The organism is Paenibacillus sp. ACRRY (assembly GCF_022346995.1).
GTDB lineage: Bacteria > Bacillota > Bacilli > Paenibacillales > Paenibacillaceae > Paenibacillus.
Map to the genome: position 1 here is coordinate 397956 of NZ_JAKRNM010000001.1, position 21372 is coordinate 419327.

19 protein-coding genes are annotated in these 21372 nt (G+C 44.6%); 6 read left to right on the top strand and 13 right to left on the bottom strand.

The features are described from left to right. Nucleotides 1–63: 63 nt before the first annotated feature. From MH144_RS01770 to MH144_RS01795, 6 genes are all read right to left on the bottom strand, one after another. Nucleotides 64–1047, bottom strand: a complete 984-nt coding sequence (locus MH144_RS01770; protein WP_239297201.1) for a FecCD family ABC transporter permease — start codon at nucleotides 1045–1047, stop codon at nucleotides 64–66. Further along, nucleotides 1044–2078 carry a FecCD family ABC transporter permease gene (locus tag MH144_RS01775; protein ID WP_481857310.1) on the bottom strand — a complete coding sequence of 345 codons (1035 nt, stop codon included), beginning with the start codon at nucleotides 2076–2078 and terminating at the stop codon, nucleotides 1044–1046. The genes MH144_RS01770 and MH144_RS01775 overlap by 4 nt, the downstream gene beginning before the upstream one ends. 5 nt (nucleotides 2079–2083) lie before the next feature. Continuing rightward, nucleotides 2084–3064, bottom strand: coding sequence for an ABC transporter substrate-binding protein (locus MH144_RS01780; protein ID WP_239297217.1), 981 nt, complete (start codon nucleotides 3062–3064; stop codon nucleotides 2084–2086). 118 nt (nucleotides 3065–3182) lie between these two features. Beyond that, nucleotides 3183–3989 (bottom strand): helix-turn-helix domain-containing protein, encoded by an 807-nt coding sequence (locus MH144_RS01785; RefSeq protein WP_239297220.1) that lies wholly within the window; start codon nucleotides 3987–3989, stop codon nucleotides 3183–3185. Between the two features lie 198 nt (nucleotides 3990–4187). Next, entirely contained in the window at nucleotides 4188–5147 is a 960-nt protein-coding gene (locus MH144_RS01790; protein ID WP_239297231.1) for an SDR family NAD(P)-dependent oxidoreductase, read from the bottom strand. A gap of 67 nt (nucleotides 5148–5214) precedes the next feature. Further along, nucleotides 5215–5598, bottom strand: a complete 384-nt coding sequence (locus MH144_RS01795) for a MerR family transcriptional regulator (RefSeq protein WP_343225993.1) — start codon at nucleotides 5596–5598, stop codon at nucleotides 5215–5217. 335 nt (nucleotides 5599–5933) lie between these two features. On the opposite strand from MH144_RS01795, the gene MH144_RS30680 reads away from it, so the two are divergent. Then, nucleotides 5934–7292 carry a collagen-like triple helix repeat-containing protein gene (locus tag MH144_RS30680; protein ID WP_275439933.1) on the top strand — a complete coding sequence of 453 codons (1359 nt, stop codon included), beginning with the start codon at nucleotides 5934–5936 and terminating at the stop codon, nucleotides 7290–7292. Between the two features lie 155 nt (nucleotides 7293–7447). Here MH144_RS30680 and MH144_RS01805 read toward each other — a convergent pair whose 3' ends face one another. Beyond that, nucleotides 7448–8350, bottom strand: a complete 903-nt coding sequence (locus tag MH144_RS01805; RefSeq protein WP_239297236.1) for a dihydrodipicolinate synthase family protein — start codon at nucleotides 8348–8350, stop codon at nucleotides 7448–7450. Between the two features lie 291 nt (nucleotides 8351–8641). Here MH144_RS01805 and MH144_RS01810 point away from each other — a divergent pair, with 291 nt between their 5' ends. Together MH144_RS01810 and MH144_RS01815 are read left to right on the top strand one after the other, a co-directional pair. Beyond that, nucleotides 8642–10264: a helix-turn-helix domain-containing protein gene (locus tag MH144_RS01810; RefSeq protein WP_239297238.1), complete on the top strand. Its 1623-nt coding sequence runs from the start codon at nucleotides 8642–8644 to the stop codon at nucleotides 10262–10264. Nucleotides 10265–10337: 73 nt separating this feature from the next. Next, nucleotides 10338–12035: a cache domain-containing sensor histidine kinase gene (locus MH144_RS01815; RefSeq protein ID WP_239297240.1), complete on the top strand. Its 1698-nt coding sequence runs from the start codon at nucleotides 10338–10340 to the stop codon at nucleotides 12033–12035. 39 nt (nucleotides 12036–12074) lie between these two features. Here the strand turns inward: MH144_RS01815 and MH144_RS01820 are convergent, their stop codons facing one another. The 3 genes from MH144_RS01820 to MH144_RS01830 form a co-directional block, all read right to left on the bottom strand. Further along, nucleotides 12075–12965, bottom strand: a complete 891-nt coding sequence (locus MH144_RS01820) for a carbohydrate ABC transporter permease (RefSeq protein ID WP_239297242.1) — start codon at nucleotides 12963–12965, stop codon at nucleotides 12075–12077. A 14-nt stretch (nucleotides 12966–12979) separates the two neighbouring features. Continuing rightward, nucleotides 12980–13870: an ABC transporter permease gene (locus MH144_RS01825; protein WP_183519366.1), complete on the bottom strand. Its 891-nt coding sequence runs from the start codon at nucleotides 13868–13870 to the stop codon at nucleotides 12980–12982. A 93-nt stretch (nucleotides 13871–13963) separates the two neighbouring features. Further along, nucleotides 13964–15568: a type 2 periplasmic-binding domain-containing protein gene (locus MH144_RS01830; protein WP_239297252.1), complete on the bottom strand. Its 1605-nt coding sequence runs from the start codon at nucleotides 15566–15568 to the stop codon at nucleotides 13964–13966. A 240-nt stretch (nucleotides 15569–15808) separates the two neighbouring features. Here MH144_RS01830 and MH144_RS01835 point away from each other — a divergent pair, with 240 nt between their 5' ends. After that, nucleotides 15809–16063, top strand: a complete 255-nt coding sequence (locus MH144_RS01835) for a hypothetical protein (protein ID WP_239297254.1) — start codon at nucleotides 15809–15811, stop codon at nucleotides 16061–16063. An 85-nt stretch (nucleotides 16064–16148) separates the two neighbouring features. Here the strand turns inward: MH144_RS01835 and MH144_RS01840 are convergent, their stop codons facing one another. Beyond that, complete coding sequence (locus MH144_RS01840) at nucleotides 16149–17111, bottom strand: AraC family transcriptional regulator (RefSeq protein ID WP_239297256.1); 963 nt, start codon at nucleotides 17109–17111, stop codon at nucleotides 16149–16151. A gap of 237 nt (nucleotides 17112–17348) precedes the next feature. On the opposite strand from MH144_RS01840, the gene MH144_RS01845 reads away from it, so the two are divergent. Beyond that, a complete protein-coding gene (locus MH144_RS01845) occupies nucleotides 17349–17936 on the top strand; it encodes a sugar O-acetyltransferase (RefSeq protein WP_481857332.1) in 588 nt (195 codons plus the stop codon). Between the two features lie 97 nt (nucleotides 17937–18033). On the opposite strand, the gene MH144_RS01850 is transcribed toward MH144_RS01845, so the two are convergent. Together MH144_RS01850 and MH144_RS01855 are read right to left on the bottom strand one after the other, a co-directional pair. Next, on the bottom strand, nucleotides 18034–18942 hold the full coding sequence (locus tag MH144_RS01850; RefSeq protein WP_239297260.1) for an arginase family protein: 909 nt from the start codon (nucleotides 18940–18942) through the stop codon (nucleotides 18034–18036). 81 nt (nucleotides 18943–19023) lie between these two features. Further along, on the bottom strand, nucleotides 19024–19995 hold the full coding sequence (locus MH144_RS01855; protein WP_239297262.1) for an NAD(P)H-dependent flavin oxidoreductase: 972 nt from the start codon (nucleotides 19993–19995) through the stop codon (nucleotides 19024–19026). Nucleotides 19996–20144: 149 nt separating this feature from the next. Here MH144_RS01855 and MH144_RS01860 point away from each other — a divergent pair, with 149 nt between their 5' ends. Beyond that, on the top strand, nucleotides 20145–21008 hold the full coding sequence (locus tag MH144_RS01860; RefSeq protein WP_239297264.1) for a MerR family transcriptional regulator: 864 nt from the start codon (nucleotides 20145–20147) through the stop codon (nucleotides 21006–21008). Nucleotides 21009–21372 lie beyond the last annotated feature (364 nt).

The window sequence follows — 21372 nt, forward strand, 5'->3', positions numbered from 1 at the left end:
AGCTCGTGTTAGCAGTACACGGCTCGCTTCCTGGTGCTTACATACGTCCTAAACCGGCAGGCATTAATGCCTGCCTATTCGCCTTGCTCTCTGGAGTAAATATATGAAGTACGGCGCTCCAATCACGGACGACACGATTCCTGCAGGCACTTCGCGCGGAATAATGATTATCCGGCCCACTATATCGCCCAGAACAATCAGAATGGCGCCAATCACAGCAGCCATGGGCAAGCGCCATTGGTTCTGTGTACCGACAAGCGTTCGGGCTATATGTGGGGCTAGCAGGCCAATGAATCCGATTGCCCCTACCGCCGATACGGGAGCGCCTGCTAGACAGACGGAAAGTAAGAGCAACCATAACCGATCCCGACGCACAAGAAGTCCAAGTGAGATGCTGATTGCATCACCGACTTCCAGAATATTCAGTTTTTTGGCGTTGCCGATGGCAATCGTCAGCATCAGAAGGAGGAGTGGTGCAAGTGGTCGTAATTGCTCCCAACCTCTTCCCCAGAGACTGCCCGACATCCAGAGCAGCGCCATGTTGACATTGGTAGGATAGGTAACGATATAGTACTGCATACCCGCTTGAAATACAGAGCCTACGGCGACACCAACGAGTGCAAGTGTTGCGGGAGCCAGTGTCAGTCTGCGGCTGATCAGGATAAGAATAGCCAGGGACAATAGTGCTCCGCCAAATGCAGCAGCTGGCAGAATGGTTGCTGTTGCTGCCGGAAAAAGAAAAATGACCGAGACTGCGGCAAAGCTTGCGCCTTGTGTTATACCGATTACATCCGGGCTTGCCAAATGATTGCGCAGGATGGTTTGCAGAATGGCTCCAGCTACGGCCAGGCCGCTTCCTGCTGCAATGGCGACCAGTGTACGCGGCAGCCTTACTTCATGTACGATGAAATAGGATCGGCTATTAGGGTCAGTCAGCCCGCTGATTATGTCTCGTGGTGCAATGGGGACAGCTCCGGCTGCAATCGAAACAAGGGCAAGCAGGAATAACAGGATGATACCTGAACCGAGAATCCATTTTTTGCTCATGAGCCTTTGCCTCCTTGCCTGCGAGCGAGATAGATAAAGACGGGAGCCCCAATAAGTGCCATGACAATGCCTACCGGAGAATCGAACGGGAAGGAAATCAACCGGCTCATCACGTCGGCAAGCAGTAGGAGGATGCTGCCAAGTAGCATCGTAAGTGTCAGAAGAACGCCAGGCGAAGAGCCGGAACCAAGCATTGCACGGGCGACATGTGGTACGATCAGGCAGACGAAGCCGATTGGGCCACAGATTGCCACAGCTGATCCGGCCAACAGCACAACGAGTATCATGGCAAATGCACGCACACCTTTGAGTCGGGTCCCTAATCCAATAGCAACTTCATCGTCCAGTGCCAACGTACGTAGAGAAGGGAGTAGCAGGACGACTAGCAGCAGTACGATGCCCAGCAAAGGTGCCAACAGTTGAATATGCTGCCAACTGGCATGATTAACTGATCCGGCCAGCCAGAAAATCATACTCTCTGTATTGTACTGGTTCAGAATCATAGCTCCCTCGGTAAGCGAAGCAAACAGAAAGTGTACAGCAATGCCTGCCAGAGCAAGCATAACGTGCTGCTGCGCTCCTTGGCCCGAAAGCATCCAGATCGCCAAAGCACCAAGCATGGCTCCTGCGAAAGCCAGTCCGATGGAGGACAGTAGACCAGCCGCAGGAAAGAGGAGCATTCCTGTGACGACGGCCAGTGATGCTCCGGCATTGATGCCGAACACATGCGGTGAAGCGAGTGGATTTTTGGTCACAATCTGAGTTAGCAGACCTGCCAAAGCTAATTGTGCTCCAACCATACATGCCAGGACCGCGCGTGGCAGCCGAAGTGTGCGTATGTAGAGATGCTCCTTCGAGTTACCTGTTCCGGAGAAGAGGGCCTCGAAGATCGTATGCCAGCTGATCCGTGCCATACCGACTTTGAGACTGAGCAGAAAACTAAGAATAAGCAGCATGACAGCGGAGAAAAAAAGAAGCAGCAGAACCATCGAATGGTTCTGCCTACTCTTCGGTATAAATCCGATTCTCACCTTGATCATTTCTCCAGATTGGCTGTCATATCAGCCATAATTTGCTCCGATCCGAGCAGACCGCGGGAGAGTGACCAATTGCGGCGCTCGACGGTATATATTTGTTTGGAGGATACTGCATCCAGGCTGTTCCACAGCGGATTTTTCTCCCACTCGTTCGCAATCGTGACTTCAGCAGTCGGCATGAGGAAGAGTACTTGCGGGTTAAGCTCGGACAAGTTCTCAAGCGTTAACTCAGGGTATGACTTTTCGTTCTGCAATGGATCTGTGAAACCGAGCAATTTCACGATTGAGCCAGTGTAGGAATGGTCAGAGTGTCCGAAAAAGCCAGTGGGATTGACGACAGCGGGCAGAATGGTCAGGTCCTTGCCTGTTAGCTTGGCTTTGATGTCTTGAACGAATTGCTCATGCTCAGCCAGGCGTTCTGAGCCTTCTTGTTCCTTACCAACCGCTGTTGCAAGGATATTGAAGTTCTTCAGCATCTGATCATAATCTGCTTGGAAATCGTCCAGCACCAATAGCGGAGCAATTTTCTCGAGTTGTGGAATTGCTGCGCCGTGTTTATTGATGTCTACGATGATCAGATCCGGCTGCACGGAGCTGATCAGTTCGATGTTCGGTTCGTAGCGGGAGCCTACAGACAGGTAGTCACCAAGCTTGTCCTTCACCGAATCCATGAACAGCTCAGGTGTGCCGTCATCGGCGATGCCTACTGGCCGAACGCCCAATGAGACAAGCATGTCGGTGAAGCTGAAGTCCATGGCCACGATTCGTTCAGGTGCTTTGTCCAGCTGCAATTCACCCCGGGCGTCTGTCACAGTGATTCCGCCGGATGCAGTACCGCTGTCGGCAGAGACATTGGTCGTGCTGTTCCCAGCTGCGCCGTCCGTTTGTGCCGACGTATTCTTTGTATTGCCAGCTTGCCCGCAAGCAGCCAGACTCAGCATAACCACAAGGATCAGACTGAGGGAAATCAAATGTTTCATGCGATGGTGTACCATATGTTCCTCCTTGAAATGATAATGATAATTATTCTCTATCAGATAGTATCACGTCATTTCAAACAGCAACATGTATAAATCCATGATGAAGCATGTCGTATTATTAGATTCTTTGCAAATCTCGTATATATTCGACAGGGCTCTTGCCGGTCACATTCTTAAACGTACGGCTAAAATGAAAATAATCGGCAAAGCCGACACTCTGTGCCGCTTGCTTGGGAGACATTCGATCCAGCTGGAATAACTCCTTTGCTTTTTCGATACGCAATTGCTTGAGATAATGGCTGACAGTCATGCCCATGCGCTCCTTGAAACGCACACTGAAATGTCCGGGACTTAGGCTGGCGCGTTCTGCAAGCATGGTCAGCGTCAATCTCAGCATGTAATGCTCCTCAATGTACTGCACGGACTTCTCGATGCGTGTATCCGCCGAATGCAGATCATCACTAATCCTACTTTCGTACATGTAAAAATAAAGGATACGTTCCAGCATCATGCGGCTGCGGAATCTGCTTGCCTGACTTTCATCCTCATCCTCATCGGACGTCGAAGAGGTTTGAAGCTGAAGCAAGGCGTCAACCATATACTGAACCTTGATCCCGCTTAGAAGGCGCAGCGGCCCGTCCCAATTCCATGAAGCATTTACAGGAACAATTCCATAAGTGATAACAACATATTCGGCTTGACGACCTGATGGCAGCTGTACAGCAACAGGACCTTTTGAGGAATGGCAAGCGTAACCGTGTGATACCGGTTTGGATTCACCAGTGTCTGTTATGATGAGCAGATAACCCTTCCGAATGATGATTAGTTTCTCATAGCCTGGATCGGGCATGATCTGACAAGGATCATGAAACATTTCAATTTGTTTAAATACGGGGATGATGGTGTTTAATTGTTGAAAACTCATGAAGTCTCCCTCTTTTTTTGGATTAACTATAGCATGGGTGTGGCAGGGCTTGGCAAGTGTAGGTGGTCAGTATCCTTATAGATAAGTGAAGCCGCTCCATCATTGGAGCGGCTTTGTATTAAAATTTATGGCTTAGAGTGGACGTATCCAAATTGAATATAATGATTAAAGGTGCCGTTTCGTAAACTTCCGGTTAGGTTAGAGATCAAACTTTACACCGGTTAAACTCTCGCTAAGCTGCCACAATCGTTCTGCTGAATCAGAGTCAATGGCCCAAGGCAGTACACCCGGCATATCTTGCACCGTAGGTACAGCTCTGGCAATGTTCACATCTAAACAGTAAACCCCACCTTGATCTTCCAGAGTCGGACTTGTGGCACACCATACACTCGTTGCTGCTCCTTGCTCTTCTGTCTTGAGATCCATGCCAAAGTCCAAATTATTCAATTCTTCCTCGGACAAAAAGCGTGACAAATCGGTATAGATTGCACCAGGATGTACAGCGAATGACCGAATGCCATAATCATACCCAAATTTATCTAATGAAACGGCAAAAAGGGAGTTTGCAGATTTGGACTGTCCGTAAGCTCTCCATTTCTCATATTGCTCTTGTTCGAAATTTGGGTCTTCAAAGTTAACTCCGCCAAACACAATGCCTGATGAGGAGACCGATACCACTCTAGCGTTTCCTGCTTGTTTAAGGGCAGGCCACAAACGTGCAGTGAGCTGGAAATGTCCTAGATGATTCGTAGCGAATTGGGATTCATACCCACGGAAATCCCGGGTCAGAGGAGGAACCATAATACCAGCATTGTTAATAAGAATATCAAGTTGGCGTTGTGAATCCAGGAAGCGCTTGGCAAAAGCATCTATGGAAGCGGGGTCCATGAGATCAAGCACTTCTATTTCAACACGAGGGATATCGGCTAGAGCCGTACGAGCCTTCTCTATGGTTCGTGCAGGCACAATAACTGTAGCACCGGCTTCTGCCAAAGCACGTGTGGTCTCCAGTCCAATGCCAGAGTATCCACCAGTTACAATACAAACTTTATTGTTTAGATTGATTTCTTGGAGCGTTTCTTTTGCTGTGGAATGTTTTCCGAAACCTGATGTAATGGGCTCCTGAGGAGTACGACGATAAGTTATGTTTGAGTGCATGTGTAATTCTCCTTTATGTGATGTGTACATAACATACATCTTAAAGTTAACTTTAAGTCAAGCATCCTCACTCAGGAAGGTTCTTCTTCGAAATCAAATCATCATAGAATCCAATTTTCTGATTGATGCGTTCCAGATTGGATTGGATTTGGGCGATCTGATGCTCTACCGTTTTTTTGTGTTTGATTAAAATATCTCTTCGATCTTCAAGCATAGTCTCAACATGATAACCTAAGTCCATATAGGCTTTCAGGTCTTCAATGCTCATTCCCGTTTCTTTTAAGCATAGGAGAAATTTCATCAGCAGTACATGTTCTTTCCTATATACTCGTCTTCCACCATCATTACGTTCAATTTCGGGGAGAATCCCCTCTTTTTCGTAATATCTCAGAGTCGAAGCATTGATATTCAATAAAGATTGCATTTCACTTATGCTGTACACTTGCTTCACCTCACAAACTTGAACTCAGCTTTAATTATTATAGTTGCCACGTGGCTCTTCATATTAATATATCAAGTTGATCGTAGACTAACAAAATAATCGTTTGGCCAAAAGCGAGGTGGGAGCTAACTCCTTTACTGAGAATCATAGAGTATAGACTTAAGATGATAACTGTTATACATAGTATTGCCTTTTTGAGGTTTACTTTTATTTGGCTTGGCCTACTTATGGGATTTGGTTACGTTAAGCGCCTGTCTATATGACGATAGGCTATATATTGGTGAGTTTACCTAGTCCCAGTTTTCAGCTCCCGCATATCTTAGGCATAAGGAGGTGTGTTGAAGTTGACCTTTTCATTGGACCTCAATCAGATTACTCGGATAAAAGAGAACTCTTTGCGTCAGCAACCGAAAAAGGCCAGCCATCGCTCTTCAACGAAGAAGAAACTGGAGATAACAAAACCTTGTTATCGCAGTATCCAAAATCATGAACGCCTAAAGAATAATAAACCTTACTGTAGTAGTGATGCATGTTCTAAAAAATATAATAAGAAGAGGAGCAAAAAGTGCAAAAGAGGTTGGAGAGGCTGGAGAGGGCCACGTGGATTTCAAGGAGTAAAAGGAGATAAAGGAACACAAGGTAGTGTCGGTCAAGCGGGTGCCACGGGAGTTACCGGAGCAACCGGAGCTAGAGGAAGAACGGGAGCCACCGGAAGTGTCGGTCCTGCGGGTGCACAGGGAGTCACTGGAGCAACAGGTGCCACAAGTTCAACGGGAGCAACCGGAGGCATTGGTGCAGCGGGAGCGCAGGGAGTCACTGGAGTAACAGGAGCCACAGGTCCAACGGGAGCAACTGGAAGCGTTGGTGCAGCGGGAGCGCAGGGAGTCACTGGAGTAACAGGAGCCACAGGTCCAACGGGAGCAACTGGAAGCGTTGGTGCAGCGGGAGCGCAGGGAGTCACTGGAGCAACAGGAGCCACAGGTCCAACCGGAGCAACTGGAGGCGCTGGTGCAGCGGGTGCGACAGGAGTCAATGGAGTAACAGGAGCCACAGGTCCAACGGGAGCCACCGGAGGCGTTGGTGCAGCGGGTGCGACAGGAGTCACTGGAGCGACTGGTGCCACTGGTCTAACGGGAGCAACAGGCGCTACAGGTTCAACGGGAGTCACTGGCGTGACTGGGGCGACTGGAATTGCTGGCATCGATTCGCCATATATTGAAACTCTCAAACTAGGAGACATCGATACGTTAATCCCATTTAATGCTGGGAGCGGAAATAATCAGGCCATTGGGGCACTTGCTTTTGATGGTCAAGACTCTACGATCAGCAGACTTGCAGCGTTTGTTACTCAAATGGGTACAAATACAGGTACCTTTCAGATGGCCGTGCTGGAGCCAGTCAGTGGAACAACAGCAAGTGTCATTGGTGTCACTACTGTAGCTACAACCATAACACCAGGCCTGTTTATATTGCCATTAACTGCACCAGTTACTCTTGCAGGTAATATAGTCTATTACTTAGCTGTTTATAACCAAATTAACGGTTCATCCTTAGGGGGCCGTACTACAGGAACTGGGACTGTAGATGATGCTATTCCAATCAATTTTAGAGTTCAAAATCTTACAGGTTTTGCGGTTGGTGATCTTATTAATACAAGTGATGTGAGTTTGCAGTTATCCCCATGGGTCGCTGGCTTAGTATAGCCGATATCCAACCGGCTTTATTACTTTGTGGATGAATCGACGTATAGCTTGTTTCAAGCGTATTAAATGTCATTTCTTATGATAAGAAAAGAAAGCCGTAATGGAGCAGCTTGTCAGTCGACAGGCGCTCCATTGTCTTGTTTACCGGGGAGCCTTTAGAAAGAACTCTCCAAGGATTCAATCTCCGCAAGCACGGGCTTCAACAGGTCTCTTACTGTTGGGTGAAGTGGCTGTAAGGGAAGAGGGAGGCCAGGGCCTGATGTTAAGCCAATGATTTCTGCAGATGCAGCAGCGACACGAAGACTTCCATATTGCCGGAATAGCTCCCAGATTGGTTCAAGCAGTACCGAATAATAATCTGCCTCCACAGCACGGCCCTCCAGTGCGAACTGAGTCATTCTCAAGCATAGCTTCGGAAATAAGCCACCCAGAACGGAGTACCATACTTCACAACCTGCATTTAGGCCTGTCACAGCAAAGGGGTCACCGCTTACTCCGATCGTAACATGGGATGGAATAAGTTCACGAAGTTTGTTCACCCGTTCTTTGGCTTTTACTGGATCAGAAGGCACGCCCGGAATTTTGATGGATTGTACATAGGGTAGTCCAGCGATTCGTGCATGTAGTTCGTCGGTAAAATGAAAATGTGTAGTAACTGGATTGTCATACACACAAAGTGGAACAGAGAGCGACGCAGTAACGTGTTCATACAAAGAGTAAACTTCTTCCTCCGTCAATGTCTGATACGAAACTGGAGCAAGCAGGACTGCGCGAGCCCCTGCTCGTTGTGCATCTTCTGCTAACTGAAGCACATCTGCGGTACGTATTGCACTAATGCTTGTCATCACAGGAATGCTGTCCGCAGCATCGACAGCAAGTTGCAAGACCCGATAACGTTCTGAGCGGCTCAAGTAAGCATAGTTTCCTGTGGATCCTAGAGCTCCGATAGAGGAGACTCCGGCAGTCGCCAAGCGCTCGATTAGATTCACGAATTCTCTTTCGTTAATTTGATGTTCATTCATAGGGGTCAGGGGAAAAGCTGCTAATCCATGGAACATTCATTTCACTCCTCAAAGTTGTAGATATCGAATTACAGAATTACATCAAATTATGAGCCAAATCAGATGATTCAACAGAGCCAATTTGCATAAAGTTTATTGGGCCAATTTAGTTTGGAGAGTAGATAAGCTCCTGGCTTTACATATGGATTACAATTTTAGTTCTGAAGGAGATAGGCTCGTTCACTTTGCAATGGTAAAATAGCTAAAAAGCTCCAGGGATTTCACATGTATCAGCACAATCAAAATAGAATAGGATTCATCACGAAATAACATAAACTGGGGGTTCTCATGTATAAACTGATGATTGTGGACGACGAATTGTTAATGCGCGTTGGAATTCGTTCCATGCTTAACTGGGAGGAATTTGGCTTTTGTGTTGTCGGTGAAGCAGGAAACGGGAAGGAAGGCTTGGAACTTGCGCTCGAAGTTTCTCCCGATCTGATAATAACGGATATCAAGATGCCTATTATGGATGGTCTGAAGCTCATAAAAGAAGCATCTTTAGTACTGAAAAATTGCAAGTATGTCATTCTGAGTAATTTTGATGAACTCCATTATGTGAAGGAAGCCTTAAAGCTTGGTGCTGTAGATTATTTGATCAAAAGTGAAATTACAGAAACATCCCTGATCGAACTCCTTACGAAAATCAGGCAGAAACTGCAAAGTGAACAAAACAGTCGGACAAACGTACCCTTTGTGCAGCATGATTATTCTAAGAGTTTAAGACATCTCAAGGATAGTTTCTTCCAAGATATTGTAAGCGGATTCATAAGTGAAAGAGATATGATTACCAAAGCTGATGAGCTGCATTTTCGCGTACGATCTGACAGGCTTGTGGTTATCAAGTTTGTCTTAAACTATTACGAGGAAGTGAAGAGGAAATATATCGAGAAAGGAGAGAAGCTGCTCCGTTTTTCGATCGTGAATATTATGGAAGAGATCATTCCATCCAAATGGGACAAGGAAATTTTAGTTGAAAGTTCATCCGAATATTGGGTTATCGTCAATTTACCTTCTGGCAGTGGGTCCAACCAAGTTGATATTAATAAACTGTGCAATAAGCTTTTATCCTCGATCAAGGATTTTATGAATCTATCACTAACGGCTGGTGTAAGTGCAACGGTTTCCGGATTTCGCTTTCTTAGGAAGGCATGTCAAGAGGCCGAATCTGCACTTAGGGAGAGTTTCTTCACGGGTAGCAACCAGGTATTGTTTTACGAGGACCTGGCTCAAGCTCCAGCACGATACGACATAAATGAGATACTGAGTCCGCAGCAACAAAAAGACTTTCATAAGTTGTGGGTAAGCAAGGATGCCAAAGAAGCGGAGAAATTTCTTGAAACGGTACGATTGGATCTGGAAGCGAAGCGGGGAGATGAGAACAGTATTCGTATGCACTATATCACGGTAATGGAAATGCTCCACTCCCATATGACACGCGATACACGAGGCAGCAAGCCTTATTTAGATGAAAAGTCGCCCTATGAAAGGGTTCTGAGGGGAGAATTTTGGGAGGACATTCATCAGGAAATGCTGTCTCATATCGCATATTGCTTCCAAGCCGATTCCCAAATCATGCAGGAGCTTACTTATGCAGATCTGGCCATTCAACTCATTGACAAGTATTATGCCGAGGATATTTCTTTGCAAAGCGTAGCTAGCCAGATCAACGTGAACCCGTCGTATCTCAGTAGATTGTTCAAGCAGGAGAAAGGAGAGAACTTTATCTCATACTTAACACGGGTTCGAATCGAACATGCCAAGGCTTATCTATTAAGTCGCGAACTAAAAGTATACGAGATCGCAGACACGGTGGGATACCACAATTACACGTATTTCAGTAAGATTTTCAAAAAGGTAGTAGGGGTAACTCCAGAGGAATACCGTGAGCAAAAGCTGGAATCCATGTAATCCGTGAATAGAGGTGCAGCATATGAAGCGTGCCGGGCTCTTTCGTATCAAGTACAAAATTTTGGTGATTTGTATGACAGTGATTATCCTTCCGGTATTCGTGATGACCATTAATTCATATTACTCTTCTGAACGCTTATTGGCACAGAATTATACGAAGCTGCTGAGCGATCTGGCCAAGCAGACGAATATTCGCATTGACGAGTTTCTCAAGGAAATCGAGAAAATCTCGCTCCTGGCCAGCAATGGACTTAACGACAGTTTATCTGCGACACATGATGGAAGCTTTCCAATACAGGATTTCCTGCGGGATGGTAAGGAGCAGAATGAGATTGCGGCCTATAATCTTCTAATGAATTACATCATGATGAAGGACCGCGTATTTTCCATTTACCTCTATAACTTGAACGGAGGACAGGATCTGTTCGTTAGTCCACACCAGCCCATAGATCCCAACTTCAAGATGGCGAACGAATTGTGGTTTAAAAAGTTCATGCATTCCAATGATCGCACGATTACGTTGACAACCAGGATTGATAAGCAGTTGGAAAATAAAATCCTGGCCGTATCACACGCACGTAAGATTCATGATGTGACCAATGGAAAACTGCTTGGAGTTATCGTCGTCAGCATTGATATTAAATTCATTGAGATCGTTAATCGCAACCTGCAGGAAGGGCTTCGTTCAAGATTTATGATCGTAGACGAGGATGACAAGATTGTATACAACGTAAATGACCAGCTGATTGGGACCTTGTTCCGTGATAACGTTCGTCCAGTAGAATCATTGAACATTGTAGTTACCAGTCCGCTTAGTCAGCAAAAGTGGACCACTTATTTATATATGCCTTTGGATGAGCTGACTGCGGATGGCAAAATACTAGGTCGCAATCTCATCATGCTGGCTATCGTCATGTCTCTTTTTGCCGCCATTATTTCGATCTTTCTCTCTCATGTGATCACACGTCCCATCAAGAAACTTTTACGTAATATCTCACTGGTTGAAAAAGGGCAGTTTGAACAGGTTGAAGAGGTTCGCTCTCGAGATGAGATCGGACATTTGTCAGTTCGCTTCAATAAGATGTCACATGAACTGAAGCGTATGGTTGAGCGGATGCAGAAAGAAGAAATAGAGAAAGCCGCAGCCGAGATGCGAGCACTTCATGATCAGATTAACCCTCATTTTCTGTACAATACACTTGGCTCCGTAAAATGGATTGCATCCATGCAGCAAGCAGACAAAATCGTGGAAATGACAGATGCACTTATCTCGATGCTTCGCTATGCGACCAAGTCGGATGGAACACTGGTAACCATTCGCGAGGAAGTGGATAATATCGTGAATTATGCAACCATTCAGAACGTCAGATATTATGGGTCTATTCAGATGAGATATGAGATTGAAGATGACTTGCTGGATTATCTTATGCCCAAGATGATCCTGCAGCCCATTATTGAAAATGCCATCTTCCACGGTCTAGCCGAGATCGAAGAAGACGGCGTAATTACGATTCGGATTCAGCCGCAGGGTGATCATATTTCAATAGAAGTCTGCGATAATGGTGTCGGCATGGAACATCATGCAATCCGGAGTTTTATGGAAGGAAGGCTTGATACGGGCAACGGTTCCAATGGAATCGGTCTTCATAATGTACAGCGGCGGATTCAACTTCATTTTGGCAAACCCTATGGAGTGCGGGTAGAGAGTATAGTGGGGGAAGGTACGATTTTTTCCATCCTGCTGCCTGCTATTGCGAGTAAACCTGAATAAAAAATAGAGGCTTGCAGGTCATCCTGCAGGCCTCTTACGTTACCCTTTAACACTACCAAGTACCAAACCTTTTGTAAAATACTTCTGCAGAAACGGATAAACGAGCAAAATGGGAATGGCACCCAAAAACATCTGGGCGGCGCGCCCGGTTCGGGCATTCATCATGGAGAGCAGCTGAGTGTAATCGGAGCCTGATTTCAGCATGATTTGTTCAAAGCTCTGCAGGAGCGTCTGCAAATAGCTCTGTAACGGATAATTGTCCGGATTGTTCATGTAGATAATTCCGTCAAACCAGGAATTCCAATGGGCAACGATACTAAACAATCCAACAGTTGCGAGAGCAGGTTTAAGAAGGGGGAGTAAAATACGGACAAGAACTTGTAAAGGACCTGCACCATCGATAATCGCGGATTCTTCGATCTCTTCTGGCAAACCCCTAATGAAGTTCATGAGAATGACCATGCTGAAGACGGGCAGAGCGCCGGGTAATATCAGTGACCAGATCGAATCGATCAGTCCCATTTTGACCACCACGAGATATGTAGGGATTAATCCTCCATTAAATAACATGGTCACGATAAAAAATCCCATATATACATTACGTCCCATCAATTTTTGCTTCGTTTTGGAGAGCGGATACGCAGTAAGCACAATCAGGGCAAGATTAACGAGTGTTCCAAGCAGGGTACGTTTGATGGCTACCCATAGGGAAGAATAGAATGCCCCGCCGGATAATGCAAATTCATACGCTTTTGTCGTAAATTCTACGGGCCAGAATGTAACACTGCCTGCCGACACTGCCGCACTGCTGCTGAATGAAACGGCCACCAGGTTGATAAATGGCAGAATGCAAAGTAGAGAGATGATTATCAATATGGTGTAGTTCACGATATGAAACAGACGTCTACTTATACTATTATCGTTAATCATAGTGATCGTCCTCCTTAGAAGATGCGATAGCCTGCTACCCTATACGCCAGGAAATAAGATAGGGCCATCAGTATAGTGGAAATGATGGACTTGAAGAGCCCAACAGCGGTACCGATGGAATATTGCGCCTGTTGAATCCCTAAACGATACACATATGTATCAATAATATCGCCAGTTTGATAGACGACAGGAGAATATAGATTATAAATTTGATCAAAACCGGCATTAAGTACATTTCCAAGCGACAATACGGTCATGAGCACAATGGTGGGCATAAGAAGGGGCAAAGTAATATATATGGTCTGCTTCCATCGTTTGGCTCCATCAATCACAGCGGCTTCATATAGCCCGGGATCAATACTCGTTAGGGCTGCCAGATAAACAACGGTACCAAAGCCAAAACCCTTCCAGATATCACTTATAATCATGGTCCACGGAAAAATGGATGGTGTGCCTAAAAATGAGATTTTCTCAATCCCGAATACCCCTAAAAACGTATTAACGATGCCGTCGGCGCTAAGAATATCGAGCATAATTCCGGCCATGATGACCCAAGAGAGGAAGTTGGGGATGTAAACAAGGGTTTGGAACGTACGTTTGACTGCGCTTCTTACAACCTCGTTAAGCAGTAAGGCGAAGATAACAGGCACGATAATGCCGCCAATGATCTTGAAGACAGACATATACAGCGTGTTCCAGATCGTCCTAACGAAATTGGGCTGATTAAACACGTGCGAGAAATTGTCCCATCCTACCCATGGAGAATTGAATCCCAGCCCCGGATTGTATTTCTGGAAGGCAATAACGAGGCCGTAAAATGGGATGTAACTGAAGATGAAAACCAAAATTAAGCTAGGTATCAACATTAAATGGTAGGGACTCTGCTGCTTTAATTTTCTAAGCATTCATTTTCCTCCGTTCACGGTAATAAAGATCGAATCTCAAGCAAAATAAAAGGGGAGAGAAGTTAAAATTCCTCATCCCCGTTACAAACTTATTTATTTTCCGTAAGCTTCATTTACTGCCCGGGTTGCTTCATCCCCGCCGGCAGCTTTCCAGTTCTGAACAATAACATCGAAATGATCGATACTTTCCGTGCCCATAATGATCTTGGTAAATCCCTCGGTCAGGATATCATCCAGAGTTGTGCCGTAGCTCGCCAGTGCCTCTGGGGTAACTCCCCATAGTCCTGTCTTGACATAGTTCTCGCTATCGAGCACTTTTTTCGCAAGACCATAAGCATTCTTAGGAGCCCCTTGCTGCAGATAGTCGCCGACTGCTCCTGGCGTGGCATTATCCATGAATTCTACACTGTTGTTATACTTTTGCCACATTCCCGAAGTCGTGAGCCCACTGGTGTCCTTGGACTGAAGTGCTGCGGATACAGCCTCAAACTGCTCATAGTCGGAGTTCGGATTAAGTACACGGAAAGCTCCAACCACGTGAGCGATATCGTTGTCCAATAAGGCGGATAACGTCTCTTTGGATTCCTTACCCTGGCCTTCATCGACGATATAAGCATAGTCATTCAGGATTTTGATGACTTCTTCAGGATGTTCAAATCCCTTTTTCATGACAATATAGCTGCCGTTCGCAAAGGAGATTGATTGTTTTGCTTCTTTGCCGTCGATTGTTGGGATGATATACGGATAGAAGATGGCGTCCTTGCCCAAATTGGATACGGTATCAACTCCAGGATTATAACCCCACCATTGATAGTAAGGCTGCATTCCCACTTTGCCGGCGACAATATCGGCATTCATCGCGTTAAAGTCTTTGATCGCAAATTCCGGATCAATGATGCCAAGCTTATACCACTCAGCCCATTCAGCCAGTGCTGCTTTCATCTCGGGTTGAATTGAACCATATACGAGCTCTCCGCTGTTATCCTCAATCCAAATATCCGGATGGGCGTTCCATGCGATGGCGAGCAGATTCAGATAATCTAGCGATTGATCTACCGCCATGCCATATCCACCGTGCTTTTCCATAAATTTCAGTGCAATGTTCTTGATGTCTTCCACCGATTTTGGATCCTCGAGCCCCAGTTCTTCCTTCCAGTCGTTTCGGATCCAGACGAAATCCGGTTGCTCAATTAAACCCCAATGCATTTGAGGTATCCCGAACAGTTGGCCATCCTTTTTACCCGATTCGAAACTGTCTGCATCCGCTTTCATATAACCTTTGAGGCGGTCGGAGGCGTGCTGATCAAATGCATCTGTAAGATCCATGACCATATCCGCTTCGACTAATTGCCGTAATTGTGAAGGATTCACCCGGAATACATCAGGAAGATCGTTCGATGATATGGCCAGATTCAGTTTTGTATCGTATTCATCACTAACCCAGTCAGTTTTAACATCAATATTAAGTTTCTCTTTGTATCTCCTAATCCACACATTGTTGGTGATATCGTCACCCTTAGGATATTTGGCTGAAGTGTATTCAGAGGTTACCGTGTGAAGGGTTACCGTTCCAGCCTCGTTGGTCCCAGAATCTGTAGTCGTTGGATTTTTCCCGGAATTTCCTTCACTGGTACACGCGGCCAGTAATAAGGATGAGATGCATAAAGACAACATGACCAATTTGCTTTTCTTGTTCATTTCTTTTCCCCCTTATTAGCAATATTTCAGCAAATCTATTCTTGAAAATATTGTAATCTAGAAAGGGATAACGCGATATCAAAGTTATTGACGAGAACGCGTACGTTTTTTACTTTTGACTCAGAGAGAAGAATGGAGAAGAAGGGAACGTGCACTTATTTTACTTTTGCCTAAACCTTTTTTTACTCAGGAAAACAGAATTTTGTGCTTATAATATGGAAGCAGAAGGGGGTGAAGGATGTGACGAATGGTTATGTGTGGGGAATTTTCGTTGCTGATGGAACAGCGATTTTCCCTAATTTTTTCCCAATAGGTATCTACACTACATGTGAATTAGCTATGAATGAGGTTAATGCTCTACCAAGAGATCACAATTATCAAGTACTTCGAATGCCGTTAAATAAAAGCTTCGCCTATCTTCATAAGAAGAGTGGTAAGTTGGTTGGGATGGATGCGATTCATCATGAACATTTTCATTTTAAGGATGAAAGCTAAACCAATAGCTTATTACGCTAATCAGGAGCGCTATTTCACTATACCAAGAAGGCAGCCGATCAACGTGATCGGCTGCCTTGTGCAATCAAATGATGTTGATAGCTCTATATTCTCTGGGTGTCATTCCAGCTTTTCTTTTAAATACCTTAATAAAATAACTGGGTGAATTAAAACCACACTCCAAGGAGATATCTTGAATGTTAAGGGTGGTATGACACAATAAACGTTTCGAAGATTCAACACGATGCTGAAGTAAATAATCAATTGGAGAACAATTTAACAAAGCGTGGAAGCATCGGGAGGCTTCACTTTTACTAATATTCGCTGATAGCGAGATATCCTGCAGTGAGACCTCGTTCATATAATTCTGATGAATGAAAGTTAACATTTTTTGCAATCGTACTTGGTGTTGCACATCCCTTAGGGTTTGATTGATTTTGGGGATTAGTTCCTGATGTTTGTATATGGATTGCCAAATTTGATTAAGAATGCGTTGCACCTGCATTTCGAAACAATCTTCTTCGACATTTTCAACACGCAGATCTATATCGGGATAATCCCCAAAAGGACTTTTCAGACCATATTGATGTAATAGGGAAAAGATGGACGAAAGTTGATTTAAAATCTCTTTGTGCCAGGGGATATTGTTATATAGAACAAAGTAGGGCAAGTTCGAATTGGCCAGGATTGGCCAGACATACTTTTGATATATGATGCTTGAATGTGGCGCAATCATCTCGGCTGAGAACACAATGTTAGGACATTTACATCTATCATGGTTGTGAATCTGTTCAAACGAATGCAATGTATTACCATTAACAAAAATGCCGTCTCCTGGATTCAATTCGAGGATTTGATTACCGATTTGAGCTCTAAGGGGACCACCTTGGGCAATAAAGAACTCCGGTTCAAAGTGCCAGTGCAGAGGGAATTTCAGGTTCTTAAATTGGTACAGCTCATCAATATAAAACTGAATGGGGAAATCCTTGTGCCCATGTTGAATTTTTTCATATAGCGTTTGGTCCAGGTGCGAATTATCAGCGATCATATAGCTATGCCCCCTAATTGGGAATATCGTTACATTCTAAGAGAATAAAGTACATTAATGTTCAACAGTACGGTGATATAATTCTATCTTGTGAAATACAAAAATAATAGATCCATGTTTAAGTCATTTGACCATCCATTTCTGATCATCCATGGAAAAGGTCAGTTGAATGAACTTTAAGTAGCATACATATCAAAGGAGATGAATCTGTTGGTACAATGGTCAGAAAAAGAAAAAATGCTTGCTGGTTTACCATACAAAGCCATGGGAGCGGAACTTCTGGGGGAACGTCAGCATGCTAAGGAACTTTTGTTTGAGTTTAATGGATTGCGACCAAGTGCAATTGAAGAACGGAATGCTTTAATCAAAAAGTTACTAGGTAAAACAGGAGCAAATTTCTTTATTGAACCACCTTTTCGTTGTGATTACGGCTATAATATTACAATTGGTGAAAACTTTTATTCCAATTATAATTTCACTGTATTAGACTGCGCTAAAATCACCATTGGAGATAATGTACTCCTGGGACCGAATGTTAGTATATTTGCTGTAAATCATGCCATTCACCCTAAATTAAGAGTAGCTGAATATGAGCAGGCTCATCCTGTTACCATTGGAAATAATGTATGGATAGGCGGTGGCGTGATTATTAATATGGGAGTAACGATAGGAGATAATACGATCATCGGATCGGGTAGCGTGGTGACGAAGGACGTTCCGGCAAACGTAATAGCTGCCGGGAATCCATGCAGAGTTCTGCGCCCTGTCGCAGATAAAGATTTGGATCAATATAAGGAAATCGAAGAACGTTTACTGGGCCAATAGACGGCATTTTCAACACTTCCTACGAAAAAGCGGTCTTCTTTAAAGAGAGGATGATTTGAGAACAGGAGCATCCTGAGAAATGGATGCTCCTATTTTTTCAAAGTGTATTAAAGGGAGGGCGATCCTTCCTGTTTATATCCCCAATTAGCGGCAACCGGGACAGCATGTTTTGCAGAAAATATGCATCCCACGGGAAATGTTCTGTGATACCCAATCCGACTATATCGTATGTTTGAGCGACATCCTGCAGGATTTGAATTATCGTTTCCATGCTTGATCCTCTTGGGAACCGTGTCGTGTTTTCTTCATAAGTTCCAGGGTAAGCAACCAGTTGAGAACGGAACTCTTTCATATCCAGTACGTCAAGATCGAAGTGAATGATCACCTTGGAAGGCTTTCGATGTTCTAACCACTGTAGCACCTTCGCGCTATTCTTTTCCATATCTTCCGGGTGGATGCTATCCAGCTTCTTATCACGTAAGGGATCGGTATCAAGCGCATCCAGCATGTCATTCAAACCGACATAGAGAATCTGGTCGGGATGAAACAAACGACTAACCTCAGCGACGAACTCGGAATCTCCTATCCCTAGTAGGTTGGCAAGAACTTGTGCATGGTGATGAGGCGAATCTGCGGGAAGTGAGACATCAGGATGCAGGTCAACCCATAATAGGGCTGTATCACCGGAATATTTTTCATTCAAGTAGGCAAAAGGAGCAAGCTCGACACTGCAATCTCCTCCCAAAACAATAATACGCTCAGGATCATGCTTATGAATAAGAGCTTTGGCAGCTCGCGCCTGTCTTAGAACGGTTGTCTTTGCCACGATGCCGTCTTCCTCAACCATGGAGGTATCTAGCTCTACAGGTACTTCTTCAAATGGTCCCCCAGGCTGGGGCGCAAGCCAGTTAAGGAGACGCGCGCCCAAAACGTAGGGAGGATTATTGCCTCCTTGCCACTGGGGAAAAAGCAAACGTAAGGTTTGTTCAGGATTAACTTTAGTCATATTGAATCTCCTTCAGAATATGTTTTATGAATCCATTCGTCCGGCTGCAGCTCTACCGTCAAAATATTAGATTTGAACCAGTTATTCTTCAATAAAATCAATCATCAGTTCGTGAATGATCTCTTTGCAGCTTTTGACTTCTTTAATAAGATCAATGGCTGTATTCACCGAACTAATACCCTCGGACGGCTTCCCAAGGAGCATACCCGGGAGAAGTCCGCCAACTGCACCAATTTTTTGCTCATTCACTGCAGAATCTTCTGGAGTTCGATAAGTTGCGGCTAAATCACGTGCAAATGGACCTGGAGTGGAGCGCTGCATTGTAGAAACAAAGAGCAGATCTGAGCCTGTAGATTGGATGATATCCTGCTTGACAATGTCAGATGCCGGGCATTCTTCAGATACAATGAATCGTGTTCCTACATAAACACCCTCAGCCCCCAGTGAAAAGGCCGCTCTAACACCACGCACATCATTAATGCCGCCTGTGGCCAGAACGGGAATGGAAACAGCATCAACGATTGTAGGCACGATGGAAAATGTACCAATTCGGTTCTGGGGCAGCCATCCGCCTTCATCATAACCGGTCGCAATAATGATATCAGCACCATGCGCCTCTGCTTGCTTGGCCCCGTTGGCAGTAGGTGTTAATTCGCGGAAAATAAGGGTGCCTCCTTTAGATTTTATCTCATTTATCATCTCTTTATTTACATACCCAACACCAACAAAGTACTTAACACCTTCCTCCAAAGCTACATCAAATGTAGTTCTAGCATACTTATCCCAGCCTTCTTGGGGCATGAGTAGATTCAATGCGAAGGATTTATCTGTCAAAGATTTTATTTTTCGAATTTCCTTACGAAGCCTTTCGCCTGCCTCAGTCGTCCCGCCTGTAGGAGGCGTATTGTAACCACCATGTGGCCCCAATACCCCAAGTCCGCCTGCATTAGACACGGCTGCGACCATTGTTGCATCAGTAATCCAGGACATTGCAGCTTGAATAATTGGGTATTTAATTCCAAGTATTTGCTCAACTCTGCTTGTAGTTTTCATCGTGTTCACCTTTCGTATCTATGTTGAATTTTTATAATTTACATGGCCAAGAATAAACCCTATAGTAGCTATAGGGTCAACACTTGATTTTTAGAGTATGTATGTTTTGCATTTCATCATCCTATCGGAGAGGAAGTTAACATAACAATATGAAGCAATTATTCACCGTTGGAGAGACCGCACGTCTAAATAACGTTTCCGTTCAAACATTGCATTATTACGATAAAATAGACATTTTCAAACCACATGTTATCGATCCTGAAAATGGATACCGTTATTACCACCTCAGGCAGTTTTTTTACCTCGACATCATTAAGTACCTCAAACAGATCCAGACTCCATTGGAAGAAATCAAGAATATTGTTACTACTTCTTGCACACCTGAGGTCATGCAGACCTTCCTTGGAGAGCAGGAGAAAGTGATCGATCAGGAGATTGAAAAGCTTCAGCGTTCACAGCGACTATTATTGAGACGGAAGGATCAACTCCGTGAACAGTTGGAGATATGTGCCAAAAATGAAGAGGGTGCGATATATAATCGTCATATTGAAGAACAGAGCATTTTGAAGGTGGTCAACAGTTGTGAAGCTGATCTTTATGATCAGTCGGATTTCAACTTCAGAAGGTTGGCGGATGTTCTGGAGGAAAGGGGAGAGATCATTGATAATTATTTTGGATTTATCTTTGAATTATTCCCTTATGCCAAGTTTGAAGCCATTCGGTGCAGCAGTGTCTTCACGAAGGTTTGCCAAGGTGAAAAACTGGAGTTAGATGAAGCGGATATTCAACTGGAGACGATCCCGAGTGGAGAATATGTTTGTATTGCTTTTGACTGGTCCAGAGATAACTTCTATTCACACTACCAGAGCTTATACAGGTATATCGAAACCAACCAGATACCGACCGACGGGAAGGTTTACCAGGTCTCGCTTCCGATTAATTATGATTCTTCAAGGGAAGAACAATTTCTCACGGAGTTAAGAGTCAAAATCAATGTAAATTCAGCTGTGTAACAGGTGATCTCCTGGGCTTACACCCAATCCAAATCGTAACTCTGGGCATAAAGTGGAGTTAGGTCAATTACCTATAAGGAGTGAATCTGACAATATGGCTTATCCACAATCCATGTTCCCCTATCCTGTTAATCCTGTGGGACTTCAAAATTGCATTTACCATTTCACGTATATGTGGCTTAGAAATGGAGACAACTTCTGGTTTTTCCTGACAGCGGTCGGTGAATCAAGAGCCTATGGCTACAGATTTTTTGGTGGAAGATGGAATCAGTATTCAATTGGATTGCGTGAGATTCGTTCCTACAATTGTTCTCCAGTTCCAACGTTATACTGAAACAAGAGCAACGAAGCTGCCGTGTACTAG

Coding starts and splice junctions, on each gene's coding strand:
- MH144_RS01770 (WP_239297201.1), bottom strand. CDS start 1,047: ATGAGCAAAAAATGGATTCTCGGTTCAGGTATCATCCTGTTATTCCTG.
- MH144_RS01810 (WP_239297238.1), top strand. CDS start 8,642: ATGTATAAACTGATGATTGTGGACGACGAATTGTTAATGCGCGTTGGA.
- MH144_RS01830 (WP_239297252.1), bottom strand. CDS start 15,568: ATGAACAAGAAAAGCAAATTGGTCATGTTGTCTTTATGCATCTCATCC.
- MH144_RS01855 (WP_239297262.1), bottom strand. CDS start 19,995: ATGAAAACTACAAGCAGAGTTGAGCAAATACTTGGAATTAAATACCCA.
- MH144_RS01785 (WP_239297220.1), bottom strand. CDS start 3,989: ATGAGTTTTCAACAATTAAACACCATCATCCCCGTATTTAAACAAATT.
- MH144_RS01815 (WP_239297240.1), top strand. CDS start 10,338: ATGACAGTGATTATCCTTCCGGTATTCGTGATGACCATTAATTCATAT.
- MH144_RS01840 (WP_239297256.1), bottom strand. CDS start 17,111: ATGATCGCTGATAATTCGCACCTGGACCAAACGCTATATGAAAAAATT.
- MH144_RS01805 (WP_239297236.1), bottom strand. CDS start 8,350: ATGTTCCATGGATTAGCAGCTTTTCCCCTGACCCCTATGAATGAACAT.
- MH144_RS01860 (WP_239297264.1), top strand. CDS start 20,145: ATGAAGCAATTATTCACCGTTGGAGAGACCGCACGTCTAAATAACGTT.
- MH144_RS01820 (WP_239297242.1), bottom strand. CDS start 12,965: ATGATTAACGATAATAGTATAAGTAGACGTCTGTTTCATATCGTGAAC.
- MH144_RS01790 (WP_239297231.1), bottom strand. CDS start 5,147: ATGCACTCAAACATAACTTATCGTCGTACTCCTCAGGAGCCCATTACA.
- MH144_RS01825 (WP_183519366.1), bottom strand. CDS start 13,870: ATGCTTAGAAAATTAAAGCAGCAGAGTCCCTACCATTTAATGTTGATA.
- MH144_RS01780 (WP_239297217.1), bottom strand. CDS start 3,064: ATGAAACATTTGATTTCCCTCAGTCTGATCCTTGTGGTTATGCTGAGT.
- MH144_RS01845 (WP_481857332.1), top strand. CDS start 17,349: ATGCTTGCTGGTTTACCATACAAAGCCATGGGAGCGGAACTTCTGGGG.
- MH144_RS01850 (WP_239297260.1), bottom strand. CDS start 18,942: ATGACTAAAGTTAATCCTGAACAAACCTTACGTTTGCTTTTTCCCCAG.